At 43.7% G+C, this 15,283-nt stretch carries 14 protein-coding genes and 1 tRNA gene; 2 read left to right on the forward strand and 13 right to left on the reverse strand.

Translation table 11 applies throughout. From position 1 onward, the window contains the following. Positions 1–11: 11 nt before the first annotated feature. Together pheA and ACI4OH_RS03615 are read right to left on the reverse strand one after the other, a co-directional pair. Complete coding sequence (pheA, locus tag ACI4OH_RS03610; RefSeq protein ID WP_439784196.1) at positions 12–869, reverse strand: prephenate dehydratase; 858 nt, start codon at positions 867–869, stop codon at positions 12–14. Between the two features lie 128 nt (positions 870–997). After that, the gene (locus ACI4OH_RS03615) at positions 998–1,657 is read right to left on the reverse strand and encodes a 3'-5' exonuclease (RefSeq protein WP_432647178.1); all 660 of its coding nucleotides are present in this window, start codon (positions 1,655–1,657) and stop codon (positions 998–1,000) included. 160 nt (positions 1,658–1,817) lie between these two features. On the opposite strand from ACI4OH_RS03615, the gene ACI4OH_RS03620 reads away from it, so the two are divergent. Together ACI4OH_RS03620 and ACI4OH_RS03625 are read left to right on the forward strand one after the other, a co-directional pair. Beyond that, positions 1,818–2,468 (forward strand): HAD family hydrolase, encoded by a 651-nt coding sequence (locus ACI4OH_RS03620; RefSeq protein ID WP_435721517.1) that lies wholly within the window; start codon positions 1,818–1,820, stop codon positions 2,466–2,468. A gap of 50 nt (positions 2,469–2,518) precedes the next feature. Continuing rightward, positions 2,519–2,592: transfer RNA gene (locus ACI4OH_RS03625), tRNA-Gly, on the forward strand. A 46-nt stretch (positions 2,593–2,638) separates the two neighbouring features. On the opposite strand, the gene ACI4OH_RS03630 is transcribed toward ACI4OH_RS03625, so the two are convergent. The 11 genes from ACI4OH_RS03630 to ACI4OH_RS03680 all read right to left on the reverse strand — a co-directional run bounded on the left by ACI4OH_RS03630 (position 2,639) and on the right by ACI4OH_RS03680 (position 15,250). Further along, positions 2,639–3,427 carry an SDR family NAD(P)-dependent oxidoreductase gene (locus tag ACI4OH_RS03630; protein WP_432647180.1) on the reverse strand — a complete coding sequence of 263 codons (789 nt, stop codon included), beginning with the start codon at positions 3,425–3,427 and terminating at the stop codon, positions 2,639–2,641. Between the two features lie 20 nt (positions 3,428–3,447). After that, a complete protein-coding gene (locus ACI4OH_RS03635; protein ID WP_432647181.1) occupies positions 3,448–4,449 on the reverse strand; it encodes an NAD-dependent epimerase in 1,002 nt (333 codons plus the stop codon). 25 nt (positions 4,450–4,474) lie between these two features. Continuing rightward, the gene (locus ACI4OH_RS03640) at positions 4,475–5,641 is read right to left on the reverse strand and encodes a nucleotide sugar dehydrogenase (protein WP_432647182.1); all 1,167 of its coding nucleotides are present in this window, start codon (positions 5,639–5,641) and stop codon (positions 4,475–4,477) included. A 21-nt stretch (positions 5,642–5,662) separates the two neighbouring features. Continuing rightward, on the reverse strand, positions 5,663–6,670 hold the full coding sequence (locus tag ACI4OH_RS03645) for a glycosyltransferase family 8 protein (protein ID WP_432647183.1): 1,008 nt from the start codon (positions 6,668–6,670) through the stop codon (positions 5,663–5,665). Between the two features lie 34 nt (positions 6,671–6,704). Further along, entirely contained in the window at positions 6,705–7,763 is a 1,059-nt protein-coding gene (gene waaF / locus ACI4OH_RS03650) for a lipopolysaccharide heptosyltransferase II (protein WP_439784197.1), read from the reverse strand. Positions 7,764–7,886: 123 nt separating this feature from the next. Continuing rightward, entirely contained in the window at positions 7,887–9,572 is a 1,686-nt protein-coding gene (locus ACI4OH_RS03655; protein WP_295712926.1) for a PIG-L family deacetylase, read from the reverse strand. A 5-nt stretch (positions 9,573–9,577) separates the two neighbouring features. Beyond that, positions 9,578–10,540 carry a glycosyltransferase family 2 protein gene (locus tag ACI4OH_RS03660; protein ID WP_439784198.1) on the reverse strand — a complete coding sequence of 321 codons (963 nt, stop codon included), beginning with the start codon at positions 10,538–10,540 and terminating at the stop codon, positions 9,578–9,580. After that, on the reverse strand, positions 10,533–11,762 hold the full coding sequence (locus ACI4OH_RS03665) for an O-antigen ligase family protein (RefSeq protein ID WP_439784199.1): 1,230 nt from the start codon (positions 11,760–11,762) through the stop codon (positions 10,533–10,535). The genes ACI4OH_RS03660 and ACI4OH_RS03665 overlap by 8 nt, the downstream gene beginning before the upstream one ends. Before the next feature lie 6 nt (positions 11,763–11,768). Next, the gene (locus ACI4OH_RS03670) at positions 11,769–12,590 is read right to left on the reverse strand and encodes a sulfatase-like hydrolase/transferase (RefSeq protein ID WP_439784200.1); all 822 of its coding nucleotides are present in this window, start codon (positions 12,588–12,590) and stop codon (positions 11,769–11,771) included. After that, positions 12,499–14,055: an LTA synthase family protein gene (locus ACI4OH_RS03675; protein WP_439784201.1), complete on the reverse strand. Its 1,557-nt coding sequence runs from the start codon at positions 14,053–14,055 to the stop codon at positions 12,499–12,501. Before ACI4OH_RS03675 ends, ACI4OH_RS03670 begins: the two co-directional genes overlap by 92 nt. Before the next feature lie 4 nt (positions 14,056–14,059). After that, positions 14,060–15,250: a glycosyltransferase gene (locus ACI4OH_RS03680; protein WP_439784202.1), complete on the reverse strand. Its 1,191-nt coding sequence runs from the start codon at positions 15,248–15,250 to the stop codon at positions 14,060–14,062. Between the last annotated feature and the right edge of the window lie 33 nt (positions 15,251–15,283).

Raw genomic sequence — 15,283 nt, forward strand, 5'->3', positions numbered from 1 at the left:
CTTTTTTATTTTTATGGTTTTGCTTCAATGACAGGAAAACTGCCGAGGTCCTTGAGCCATTTGCTCTTCTGTGCCACGGCTCTGACTGATGCCTGCAGGGCTTCTTCGTTGTCCGCAACTTCAAGGTCAAAGAAAAAGATGTACGCACCGAGCTCCGTACGGGCCGGCCGTGACTCGATGCGCGTCATGTTGATGCCGCGGTCCGCAAATTCCTTCAATACGTCGTAGAGGGCGCCGGCTTTCTGCCCGTCAATCTCGCAGATGACGAGCATTTTCTGCGCCGGCTGCGTGACTTTCGGCGCGTCTGACGATGTTATCCGCTGCAGCTCAAAAAATCGCGTCGCGTTCGCCATATTGTCCTGCACTTCCGATGCGACTGTCACCAGGCCGTTGAGCTCGCCGCCGCGCTTCGTGCAGATGGCCGCCGCGCCCATGCCCCTCGGCTCCTGTGCGACGATTTCCGCCGCACGCGCCGTGCTCGCTACCTTGATGAGCTCGGCTTCCGGATAATGTTCCAAAAGATATTTGCGGCACTGCGAGATGGGCTGCGGATGCGAGTAGATACGCGCGATTTTCTGCGTGCCCGGCTTCGTCATCAGCTGGTTGTGCACCGGCCAAATGAGCTCGCGGGCCACCATGAGGTCACTGCTGCGCGCGAGCGTATCGAGCGTGATGTTGATAGCTCCCTCAAGAGAATTCTCCACTGGCACAAGGCAGCTGTCCACCTCGCCATCTTCCACCGCCTGAATGACCGCAAAGATATCCGGATAGACGAGCAGCTCCGGTTTTGCCGGCAGCAGCTTTGAAAGATACTGCGCCGCCGCCTCACTGTGCGTGCCGAGCGGCCCGAGAACACCCATCTTTTTCATATCATCCAGTCCCTTCATCTTTTGCTGAATCTATATCGCGAATCCTGTATCATCATAAAAAAGCCCCGTCCCATACAGGACAGGGCTCTTGTCTCACCATACCATATGTAAACCTGTTAAGTCAAGCATCAGAGGTCTTTCTGCAGCTTCGCGAGCTCTGGGCAAAGGTCGCCAATCGAGCTTGAGAGGTCGTCCTTCGGCTGCAGGATTTCGAGCACCGGCTTCATCGTCTCCTTGAACTTCGCGTCATCCTGCATGAGCGTCAAAATCGCGCTCGTGTTGATGGCATCCGCGAGGGCCGTATGCTGCGTGCCCTCGAATTTATGGTCCATCGCGCCGAGAGCATGCTTCAGGGCGAGGCTGTTGTGCAGCCCCAGACGGTCGTCAAACTCCTGCTGCAGGTCGACCCAGCGCGAATTGAGCCACTCGAGGTCAAAATCCGGCAGCTTGTAGCGGCACTCGCTGCGCAGCTGCTTGATGTCCGACATGCTCCACGAATAAATCTTCGTCTCTTCCTCGCCGACCCAGTCGACAAAGGCCTTAAAACAGTCCGCATAAGGCTTTTTGTCCGCCACCATGGCCTGCGTGATGCCCGTCAGGCCCGTGATATGCTTCTTAATCGGCCCGTACTCAGGCTTTACATAACATTGAAACTCCGCTTCCTGCTGGAAATTCTCGTCAAGACGAACAGCGCCGATCTCAATGACTTCCTCATTGAGCTTGCGGCGCACCTCGCGAAACTCCCTGCTGACCGGATTCATCTCCAAGTCTACCACAACATGCTTCATCTATTTCCGAACTTCCCTTCATTTGGAGTTACTTGCACTATTCTATTCTACGTTATCCGCGCGTTTTCTTCAACCGGATAATGTGTTATTATGGAAACAGTGCTCACAGAAAATGCACTCAAGACCGGACCTGACTAAAACAGAAAAGGAAGTTTTGCTTGTGAATTACCGTCTCTATCTCTTTGACTTTGACTACACACTCGTCAATTCCGAAGCAGCCATCGTCAAATGCTTTCATATCACGCTCAAAAAACTCGGCTACGAGGACGTTCCCGACGAACGCATCAAAAAGACCATCGGCCTGCCCATCCTCGATGCCGTAAAAATCATCATCCCCACGGAAGATGACAAAGAGGCCCGTCACTTCCTCGACAACTACCGCCCCGAAGCCGACCGCTACATGACGCCCGGCACGGCGTTCTTCCCCGGTGCCGTAGAAACGCTGCGCGCCATCAAGGCGACGGGCGCCAAAATCGGCATCATCTCCAACAAGACGCACCGCCGCATTCAGGAAAAATTTGATGTCGACCACGTCCCCGAACTCATCGACCTGATTATCGGCAGCGACGACGTCAAGAGCCATAAGCCGGAGCCCACGGGCCTGCTGCGTGCCATCGAGCACTTCGGCGTCAAGAAGTCCGACGTTCTCTACACCGGCGACAGCTGGGTTGACGCCGAAACGGCCCAAAACGCCGGCGTCGACTTTCTCGCCGTCACCACCGGCACGACGCCGGCCGCCGACTTTGCCAAATACCCGCATATCGCCATTTTGGACAGCATCGCCGACCTCAAAGGCTGCCTGAAGGCCTGACTCTTGTCAAATCCGGCAAAAAATGGTAAAATAATTAAGTCGGTAACGACGCGGGCATAGTTCATCGGTAGAATGAAAGCTTCCCAAGCTTTAGAGGGCGGTTCGATTCCGCTTGCCCGCTCCATATGAAAAGCAAAGGCTGTCTGAAGAAAATCTTCAGACAGCCTTTTTTATGCTGCGATTTTTCGCCAAAGGTTAGAGAGCGCGATCATCCAGCTGTGCGGCACAATCGCCGTAATAAGCCGATGCAAGGTCGAAATCGGGTCCGGCGTAAAGACCGTAAAGCCGTGCTTCGCGGCCCAAAGCGAACGTCTCGCCACGGCCTTCTGCGTCGTCGCAAACGGAAACCCCTTGAAAAGCCCCGCTTTGTCCGTCTGTTTCGCCACGTCGATGAATTCCGTATCGCGAATCCAATACGGGCAGACCGCCGTGACCGAAATTCCCCGGCTCCCGACTTCTGCCGCCAACGCCCGACTGTAGCTCAAAAGGAACGCCTTCGACGCCGCATAAGCCGCGAGATACGGGATGGGCTGAAACGCCGCACAAGAGGCAATCTCAATGACGTGACTGCCCTTCGCCATATACGGAAGCACAAGTTCTGTGAGCTTTGCCGCCGCACGGCAGTTCAGGTCAACCAGCCTGCCCGTCACCTGCGCGCCAATGTCCGCCGCAAGTCCGATGCGCCCAAAGCCGGCCGCATTGACAAGATACGCGGCCGTCGCGCCCGACTCCTCCAAAAGAGCCGCAATGGTACGAAACGACTCCGTCTCCGTCAAATCAAGCGCCAAAACGCGGCAGGGCACGGAAATCTCCCCGGCAAGCGCCTCCAGCCGTTCCCGCCGCCTTGCCACAAGCCAAAGCTCTTCTACCTCAGACTCCTTCGCGAGTAACCGCGCAAACTCACGCCCGAGCCCGCTAGAAGCCCCCGTAACCAGCGCGATCCGTTTCTGCTCTGACATAATTGTCACTTCTCTCTGCCTTAAAGCTTATAATACGCCTTATACCACTTGGCAAACTCGCCCAGGCCCTCTTCAATCGTAGTCGACGGCTTGAAGTCAAAGTCGCGCTGCAGTTCGCTGACATCCGCATACGTCTGGTAAACGTCGCCGGGCTGCATGGGCAGGAATTCTTTTTTTGCCGTTTTGCCGATGGCCTTTTCCAGAACCTCAATGAAGTGCATGAGCTTTTCGGGCTTGTTGTTGCCGATGTTATAGACCTTATAATGGTCGCCAAGTTCATTGGCCCTTGGCGGATTGCAGAGCATGTGCTCAATGCCCGTGACGATATCATCGACATACGTAAAATCGCGGTACATATCGCCGTTGTTGTAAATCTGGATGGCCTCGCCCCTGCGGATCTTATTCGTGAACTTGAAATAAGCCATATCGGGGCGGCCAAATGGGCCATAAACCGTGAAGAAGCGCAGGCCCGTTGCTGGAATGCCATAAAGATGGCTGTACGTATACGCCATGAGCTCATCCGACTTCTTCGTCGCTGCATACAGGCTGATCGGATGGTCGACATTATCCGTCGTCGAGAACGGCGTCTTTTTCTGATTGCCGTAAACCGACGAACTCGAAGCAAACAGCAGATGCTCTACTTTATGATGACGGCAGGCCTCCAAAATATTGAAGAAGCCGATGATGTTCGAATCGATATAAGAACGCGGATGGTCGATGCTGTAGCGCACACCGGCCTGTGCCGCTAAATTGACCACAATATCCGGCTGGAACTGCTCAAAAAGACCATTGACCGCTTTTTCGTCGGCCAAATCGCCTTTGACGAACGTAAACGACGGATACTCGCGCAGAATCGCCAGACGGCTCTCCTTCAGTCCAACATCATAGTAATCATTGAGATTATCAAAACCGACAACCTTCGCCCCCATGCCGAGCAATCGCTTCGCAAGATGAAAGCCAATAAACCCGGCTGCGCCCGTAATCAGAACTTTTTTTGCTGCATCAAATGGTAAATAAGACATACTCTGCTTCCTTTCCTAACTGCCATCAATCACGGTCAAAAAGATCGCGCGTATATACTTTATCCTTTACATCCGCCAATTTATCATCCCAGCGGTTCGTGATGATGATATCGCTGACTCGTTTGAATTCATCCAGATCGCGAATGACCTTCGAACGATAAAAGTCCGGTTTATCAAGAGTCGGCTCATAAACCACGACCTCAATACCCTTGGCCTTAATGCGCTTCATGATGCCCTGAATGGCCGAAGCACGGAAATTATCCGAGTTGCTCTTCATCGTCAAACGGTAAACACCGACAATCCCCGGGTTCTTCTCGATGATCATGTCGGAAATATGGTCCTTGCGCGTGCGATTAGCCTCGACAATCGCTGAAATCAGGTTCTGCGGTACATCATGGTAATTCGCCAAAAGCTGCTTCGTATCCTTCGGCAGGCAGTAACCGCCGTAGCCAAAGGATGGATTATTGTAGAAATCGCCGATGCGCGGGTCAAGGCAAACTCCCTTGATGATATCGCCTGTATTGAGTCCGCGAATCTCGGCATAAGAGTCCAGTTCATTGAAATACGCCACGCGCAAAGCAAGATACGTATTGGCAAACAGCTTGATGGCCTCGGCTTCCGTCGAGCCCGTAAAAATCATCGGAATATCCTTCTTTACGGCCCCTTCAGCCAACAGATGGGCAAAGACATGCGCACGCTCCGACTTCTCACCCACGACAATGCGCGACGGATGAAGGTTATCATAAAGAGCCTTGCCCTCACGCAGGAATTCCGGTGAGAACATGATATTATCCGTATGATACTTTGCCTTTACTTGCTTTGTATAACCAACTGGTACCGTCGACTTAATGACCATGACAGCCTTCGGATTGATCTCCAGCACTTCTTCGATGACATTTTCGACAGACGACGTATCAAAGAAATTCTTCTTCGGGTCGTAATTCGTCGGCGTCGAAATGATGACAAATTTGGCTCCAGTAAAAGCTTCCTTCGCATCCAATGTGGCCTTAAAGTGAATATCATCACGCTGCAGGAAAGCAGAAATATCCGCATCAATAATGGGAGAAATTCCTCTGTTTAATTTATTGACCTTATCTTTATTGATATCTAAAGCTACAACATCATGATGCTGCGCCAAAAGCATACCATTTGATAAACCGACATATCCTGTTCCTGCAATTGCAATCTTCATACTGTACGCACTTCTTCCTTATCAAATACCAAGTTTATAACGAATCTTCAAGACGCTGTACCAGAACATCCCTTTTAGATAATCACCAAAATATCCTTTTTCTTTACGATAACGGCCCCAGTATTTGAAATCATGATAGTTTTTAGGCTCTTTGACAGGCTGTATATTCGTTATCGTCTCCCAGGGCGACAATGCATTATATTTTCGCCACTGCTCATCAAACTTGGATACCACCATCTGCCATGGCTTGCGACGGCCAGTCCAATGAACAATGACACTGTGTCCCTGATCATACTCACCGCCGTCATATACATTATAGTCAGCAGGCAAGAAATAATTCTTGCCATCAAAAACAAGATTTAACACATCTTGACTTTGCCCTAAGAATCTCTTACGCGGCTCACACTGATAAGAAAATGCTTTTTCTGTAATCTGCTGTTTTTCCCATTCCGGAATATCTACCAGCATAACACCGTCGTTAAAGTATTTGCCACTTTTCAAGTGCAAGTAACCAGCGCGGTAATCCACTGCTGAAGCCCGTTCCGATACAGCCCCCATGGGAGCACCCTGTAGATCCATCTGCCAAAGTTTATCTAAAGGCGCTACACACATAGTGTCTGCATCGAGATAAATATATCGATCAGCATATTCCTGAATAACTTTCGGCATATAAAGACGAGCATATGTTATACGAGAAAATCGTTCTACTTTGATATGAAAATCATGAAATGGATCCATATTCAGTTGGTATAACACGCAAGTACATTGCCATTTCTTTGCAATATTTTTAAGCTTTTCAGCATTTTCATCACTATAACCATCTGTAAAAATATGAAAAATTATATTTTTACCTTTATTATTCTCAAGAACAGAAATAATAGATACCCCCATAATAGGTATATACGCGTCATTCACGTTATAGCAAATGTGCAGACTATTATCAGAAGTAGCTACTTTATTATTATAATACTTAGTTTGAGAAAGAATAAAATTGTCTATATCAAAAAAATCTGGTGAGAAAACTTTCATTTTTGTTTCCTTTCAACTTATCATGTATCTCTTTTCATCCTAGTAGCTTTTTACATTGTTCTAAAACCGCTTCAGGCTTAACCCTCCATAAACAGTTGGGTTTCGGATTACTAGGGCACTTTCTACCTAAACAATTGGGTGGAAGACAATGTTCATACGAACTGAATACATATGCATTTTTATTGATTGGATGCCATCTTTTAGGGCTTGTACATCCATATACTACAACCATGGGAATTTCTGTTGTCGCAGCAATATGAGCTGCACCTGTATCTACGGTCACAAGTAAATCCGACTTTTTCATAAGAGCCGCTAAATCTATTAAACTTGTTCTCCCACAAAAATTAGCTACTGAAGTATGCATAAGCTCAATAACTTTATCTGCATAAACAATATCATTCTGTGCTCCTACAATGAAAAAAGAAGTATTATAATACTTGTTCAATGTATCAACTAATTCAACAAAATATTCTCTGGGCCATGTTTTCATAGGATGTGTCCCTTTTACACAAAGAGCAATATATTTCTCTGCTTCAGGCAACTCATCTAATAATTTTTTAGCATTCTGTTCATTTTCAGGCATTATACGTGAAAAAACAGGTTTGCTATGTTCTTTTATCCCCGTAAAACCTCTAACTATATCCTGATAGATTTCAGCTTGTAATGTATTATATAAATTACAACGAATAGGTATCACCTTTGTATAAAACCACGTCACATAATTTCGTTTATCTTCAAAAACCCTATCTGGACCAATACGAATAGGAATATTAGCTAACCAACACATCAATGCAGGACGTAACTTTCGATCAAATGAAATATTCAAATCAAATCGACGTTTCTTTATGTCTTTCAATATTCTAAAAGTTTGAGAAATAGAATTTTGTTTAGGTCGATAATTAAATACGATTACATCATCAATAACTGGATTATTTTCTACAGCCTGACAGACTGCTGGTTTTACCAATACTGTAATCTTCGATTTAGGATATGCTTTTTTCAATAAAGCAATTGCACTCGTTATTAGAACGACATCTCCTAGATTAACAAGCGCATTAACTAATATATTGGAATAATTTTCCTTGTCGTTCATAGATCTCTCCATTTATTTTTTAATCGCCATATAGTATAAATCCAAACAGTTAATATCGAATTCAAAGAGCATTAATTAAAAATTATAGAAAATATAAGCATTCCTTCTATATATGAAAAACCATCATAGTTTCCTGAAATATTTATGTCGAATATGCGTATACTTTCTATATTTTCTAAGATAAAAATCCATCATAATACGTTCTATATTTTGCAAAATAGACATCTTATAAAAGTAAAATTTATTTTTACGATAAATCCATACATCATCACATATGTATGGGTGATTTCTTAATTCAGCTCGAACATGCAACATTCGCTCCTCAGGAGCAAAAATTATTTTCCCCGATGTCGTAATTCGACTTCTAGAGCCATCTTCTAAATGATATATAACATCTTCATCTGTTCCAAAACGATATACAGACAGTTGGCACTCCTTCATTGAGGAAGGAATGATATAGTCATATATGAATTCATCCTTACACATTATCTTAATATAAGGTACACCAATATTTTTAGGAAATTGGTAAGAATACAAGCCTATTGCACTGATGCCATAATCTGTACCATCTGCTTCTAAAATACGCAACTGGCACGAATTTGTATGCTGAACGACAGGCAAGGAATAATGTAGTAGATTTCCTGACTTAGGCAAGGGCCCCAATATATATTTCATACCATCTGGAAAAGATAATTCAAATTTATTTATCCTACCAGTATTTTCAACATTTCCTCCGAGTTCCACATAAGCAATGCTTACTTCTTCTTTCCAATGAAACGATACCTTCTTTTCTGTATCACTAGAGTTAGGACTCCATAAATACTGTGTAAAAGAAATTGCTTTACTATCAATGTCTGTAATATTTAGAACATTAAACTCAGCAAGTCTTTGAATTTGTCCTGAGCTACCTGTAATATGCGCTTGATAGACAAGATTATCCGTCCGCCGCTGCCAAAAGACCGCATCTGCATTAGCAATACGGACAGCATGAAGAGCTGCACTTTGTGAAGCATGCTGAAACAAAGCCTTGTAAAGGATATTGTATCGAAGAAAATGTCCTCTGCATTCTGGCAGAACAGGGATGCGCACTCGTTCTCCCCACGTATATAAAGATTTGCCAACAAACACATCTTCCCGCGAAGCTGGCAATGGTACCGACTGGATATTAATATCATAAAAATCTTTTGGTGCACCAAAGGATGTACAATAAGCAAAGCCTTTAAACACAGCGGGTTGATATGTATTGCCAGGGCGACGCAAGATTTCTCCCATTGCTTCTTCAAATAAGATAGACGCTGCGCGATGATCTGAATGAACATCAAGATCTACGCAAAAAATCATATCAGGCCGTACATCCAAAATAAGTTCTTGTATATCATTTTCTAAGGCTTGTCTACAGTATGGACTGTGCATCTTATGCTTTTGATAGGCATAATCCGGAGAAATATCTGAGCCATATGTCTCATTGTGCCCTGAAGGTGAATTTACCGGTTCCTGAGCTGTATAAAATAAATGTCCGCCTTTATAATAATTCGATGTATCACCATATCCTAAGAAGATAATGTGCTTAACCCCCAATACGGTCAGGGCCTGTTTCGCTTCCCTCATTCGGGTTGCTGCTGAAAAAGAAAAATCTCCATTCGTTGTGAATGCACAATAAACTTCGGCTCCCTTTTGGACATAACTGTACATCACACTGCCTGCCACATTAATCTCATCATCTTCATGCGGAACAATTACTAAAATCTTCTTGCCCACAGCGGATTGAAAGAGAAATGAATTATTTACCCTACCGATTTTTTCAAGCATATAATTTATTTCTTCCTTTTAAAATAATAATGCACCAGCGATGCTATAAAATACGATATAGTGTATGTTTTATACTCCAGTCTTTTTGCAATAGGAAGTGGTGTTATCTGTAAAAAAAGATCTATATCCTGTTTATATGCATCTAAAGTACTATTGTATCGGTCTTTGTCTCTATTTTTTATATCGTATCGCAATAAGGCAATAATAGACTTCACATACCCTCGAAAAGCTCCTCTTTTTATCTCTGAATCCATAGATTCTATACTTTTTATATGTGTGTATATTTGTTTACATACCTGAAAATTTCCATACCACACATCATAATTATCTTGCCACGAAAGACTATCCTTATGTTGAATATAATGATAAAAAATATTATCCAGGAATACGACTTTCTTCGCTTTAAGAAAAATCTCTGTTACGAATAACTTATCTTCTGAATAAGATATATTTTCATCAAAACACGTTTCACCAATAATTTCCCTTGTATATACTTTATTCAGCGAGCTATCGACAAAATGGCCTTTCTTTGCCAGACAGTTTAATGGTGCTGTGCTGACATAGGATTGTTCTTTCTTGTATGAAATAGGTTTGTAGTTTTCTTCCTTTATGACACAGCAATTCACTAAATCAGCAGACTCCGCCTCTAATGTATCAATCATAACACGATACATATCGGAATCTATACAGTCATCACCATCTACAAAGGAAATATATTTGCCTTTTGCTATTTTTAAGCCGCGATTTCTAGCGGAGCTTACACCCCCATTTTTTTTATCAATAACAATGATTCGATTATCCATACCAGCTGCATTTCGACAAATTTCTAAGCTATTGTCTGTCGAGCCATCATTGACGAGAATCAATTCAAAAGTCCTATAGGTTTGTGCCTGTATACTTTTTAACGTCTGGGAGAGGTATTTTGCATTATTATAGACAGGAACAATGATGCTTAACAAATCATTCATTCAATCCCAGCTCCTTTTTTGCGCTTTCTATAGCACATAAGCAAAGTCCCCAGCAAAGCCAGTAAATCTGCATCATATTGCGGCTAAAAAAGTCGTAATCCAAAAAGCCAAAGATGAATACAGACACAATCGATAGTCCTATTCCCCCTAGCCATGGAAGTGCTCTTTTTTCCTGCGCATATATGCGATGCAGCCAATATATAATCTCTTTAATCTGATAAATGAACAATGCTAAGAAACCTGTTAAGCCAATGATACCAGACTCGTCCAGTACATGCAGATAGATGTTATGTGGAGATTGGATATTCTGTTCATGATTGGGATTCTGAGCTTCAAAGCGCTCTTTGTAAACTTTTCCCCAGTTGCCCGCACCGATACCGACAATCGGGTGTTCTTTCGCAATCTGAATGCCGGCCTGCATCAAATAAACGCGTCCATCCTGTCCAATATTGCGTTCGACACGCTGGGATATAATCATAGGCGACGCATAAGCAATCCCCAGACAAATGAATGCTATTACGGTACCAATAATCTTCAAAGAGAATGTATCACGATGCCTGTAAATAAGCCATGAGAGTACGAAGAAAGAGATTATAAACGTCCCGTATGCATTACGTGACCCCGTACACACTACAAGAAATACCGCTATCATGCTAAAAAGTAACAATACAATACTGCTCTTTAAAAAGCTCTTTCTATACTTTACGACGCCAAAAAGGACCATCGGTAGCATGATGACTAATAACCCCGCTAAAGTATTGGGACTGCTGAAAGGACCGAATAAACGATTCACTTCCCAAACTGGGGTGCGAGCTACAATTACAAAAAAGTATAACAGTGAAAGGCCCCAGCCATACCATATTGCCAGAAAACTCTCCGCCGTAGGTCTTGCTATAACAACAGCCAATATAAACGGTGCTAGGCGTGATATATATCGAAAAAGCAACCGCGGTTGCCCATCGTTAAATGGCAAGGGAATAAACGAGCAGACAAAAAAGAGGAAAATAAAGACCAAACTCACACGAAACATTTTTGTATAGATGATAGGGCCAAGAACAGGTTCGCGATAATATCTGCATAATAACAGATGCAGCAACAAAGCCACGATCATCAAGAATCCCGATGATGCACCACAGCTAACTACCAACATCAACAATGGCAGCTGTGAAATACAAGTTTGCTTCTTTATCATAAAGTCAGACATGCTTTTCTCCTTGATCATGATAACTTATTTCTTCAGCCACTTCTGCACAGGACGCAAAAGATTCGGATGCTGCAGAAGATATGCCGTCAGGCTTTTTTCTGCAGCACAAAGATCATCATATGGCGCTGTGCCCTGCTGGATATCACTTCCAGCTTTAGCAGATAGGAGCTGATAGTAGGTTGCATTACATGCGCCAATTGCTTCTCGCGTTGCCCAATGATACGGCGTCACACAATAGTCAACAGGCTCTGTTAACGAATCAAACAAAGAATAATATTGGAATCCCTTTGGAGCAATCAGTTCAAAGATAGTAGGCAGTATATTCATGTGGCCGCCAATCGGATTATTCGCTAAAGAATCTTTTGTAAGTTCCCTATGATGGAACATCAGAATTGGCGAATGCAATTCCCGGAATGTATATTCGCGCTTCATAAAAGATGTATGCTGCAGTTCCGAGCATTGTGAACCATGATCTCCGGTAACGATAAACAGACTATCTGGATAGATTGATTTCATCTCATCAATAAAGTGATTGATAGCTCGATCCGAATACCAATATGTTCCCAACACTTTCGGAATAATTTTTTCATCCAGCACATCCTGCTGAACTTTCATGATTTTTTCTGCTTCAAAACCAAGTTTACGCAGAGGCATCTTATACGGGCCATGATTGGAAGTTGTATAGATGAAATGGAACTGCGGCAGATGATTATCCTTTTTTATCAGCTCTGCTGCCTTTTCTAAAAAGATATGGTCATATATACCTACCCATCTCATCAATAAAGTGATTGATAGCTCGATCCGAATACCAATATGTTCCCAACACTTTCGGAATAATTTTTTCATCCAGCACATCCTGCTGAACTTTCATGATTTTTTCTGCTTCAAAACCAAGTTTACGCAGAGGCATCTTATACGGGCCATGATTGGAAGTTGTATAGATGAAATGGAACTGCGGCAGATGATTATCCTTTTTTATCAGCTCTGCTGCCTTTTCTAAAAAGATATGGTCATATATACCTACCCAGGAACGAGGAGCATCCGGAGCACAGATATCCGTTGCCGAATATGCATGGTCAAAGCCGCAGGCGGGTGCAAAATGCGTGAAATTGCCATGAGACAAACTGCCGCCATACCAGTAATTTGTCTCATAGCCCAACTTACGAAGCTGCAGAGGCAAAGCCGTAGGCATCGTTCCATGCCAAAACTCTTCGCGTTCATTCAGTTCCAAGCCAGCATCGAATATACCTGACATAAGGCTGACAATTGACGGTCTTGAAATGATTCCTGCCGATAAAGTCGTTGGAATCGAAGCCGTATGTGGATCTGCCATAAACTTCTTTCCTTCATCAGCAATATGAAGATCTGCGAAAGCCGGGTCAAAATAAGGCTGTGAGTAGCTTTCGCCTACGATGAGGAATATATGCGATGGCTTGGCTATCTTTGGTCCTTTCGCCTCATGAAGAAATGCCTGTATGGCGTCATCAAATGATTGGACACTGCCGCCATTTTCCTCAATGAATGGTTTTACACGAGCCAGATTTTCCGTATCACTGAGCTGCATGGTCTCATTCATGGGATGATGACGCAGCATCTTCAGAGCAATCAAATCATCTACCGTAGCTTTAGAAAGGAATGGATCCTCCTTGACCACAGCCGGAATCGTATCCCATTCCGGCTTATTATCATGCATAAAAGTTCCGCCATAACGGAAGAAATAAAAGAACGCTGCCAAGGCTAGAACGACTGCGATATTAAATAAATAATACGCTGCTCCGGCAAAATGAGGATAAGGAATACATGGTATGGACAATATCACACTGATGCCCCAACCGACTAAGAATTCATAAGGAATGAACAGGAGCAAGTTTCGTACGCCATGATACTGGTTGAAGAAAACATCAATCAGATTATGCTTCTCTGCCTTTTTTCCTAAGAAAACAATATTATTGAAAATATCATGGAACTGCGCATAAAAAATCATCTTGCCGACAAATGCAATATACAAGAAAAATGCATAAGTAAGGCCAAGAATCAAGCGTATTATGTCCCCATGCTGCGACCAAAAAGGAATAAACAAGCTTGGCAATGTAACAACTACCAAAGAAAGTAAAAATACATAGGCATTGATATCCATGCCCCACCAAAAGCCAAATCGGAAGCAATGAAATAAAGCCCTTTTCTTTCCTGATAAAGAAGAATATGGCTTATGAACTGCTATAAAAATAACGCGAAATATAGCGCAGAGAATTGGAAAGCAAATAAATAACTTGATATCCTGCTGTGCGGAAAGGAAAAATTGTTCAAACACGCCGTTATCTCCTCTTATTTGCAAATTTCTTGATTTCAGACTCTACAAGCGATTGCCACTGATCCCATATACGCTCAGGTTCATAAGGTTGCATATTCTTGGCAGCCTGATGACCCATTTTTACGCGCAAGCCTTGATTACGCATCAATTGCTCCAGACCATTAGCAAAAGCTGGGATACCATCAGCACATAATATGCCATTCCGCCCATCGGCAATTAAATCCTTAACGGCATCCGCAGAACGAAAGCCTACAGACGGCAGACCTGTAGCCATAGCTTCTGTCAAAGCTAACGGAAAGCCTTCAAATGAAGATGGAAAAGCAAATACATCTGCTTGCTGAAGCTGTTTCTGAACATTATTAGTTGTCCCCATAAAATGGATACGTTTTCCCAGATGATGTTCTTTGATGAACTGGCAAATTTTTTCGTAATAATCCCGCTTCTTTATTTCACCCCAGAGTTCTACTTGCCATTTTGGATAACGTTCCGCCAATAAAGCAAACGCTTCTACCAAGATATGCGTTTGTTTCTGATAGGGATCTATGCGGCCAACCGTAATAATCTTATACGTATCCTTGGATTCACCAAGGTGTGCCTGTTGTGCAACAGGAATCTGCTCTACAACATTTGGAATATATACAACTGGCGTATTCTTAATGTATTGCTTCGCCTCTTCCACATATGACGGCATCAATACCTGAATGACCTTTGCCTTTTCTTTCTCTCGTAAAGCTGCCTGATTGCTTTTCCCCATAATGATGCGAATGGCATTGTGCATCATGGCGATAATCGGCACCGTTCCATGCTGCCAGCGGTCTGCAACTTGTATAGCTTCATGATTATAGACAATGATGCAGTCTACCTGCCTTCCTTGAAAAAGCTGCGATAATTTTTTTACAGACAATGCTGCCCGATACGATTCAACAGGACGATCCATAACAGGGATTACTCGATTGATTTCCCGCTTCACCTTGATATAAAAAGGTATTTTCACCTTCCAGAGATTCAGAAATACGAGTTCTACATGGGGATCAAACGGGAAATATGGCACTGCATTTGTATCATCATTCGTGACTACCACTACATGATAACCTCGTTTAACAAAGGCATTTGCCATATTGGTCAAGACTCGTTCCGTACCAGCACTAGCCGTAACAGTCTCATCGCCCATATATAACAATACGATCGTGCGCATTGCCCATTTCCCTCCTCTGTATTTTACATAATG

The organism is Mitsuokella apri (assembly GCF_051886055.1).
Taxonomy (GTDB): domain Bacteria; phylum Bacillota; class Negativicutes; order Selenomonadales; family Selenomonadaceae; genus Mitsuokella.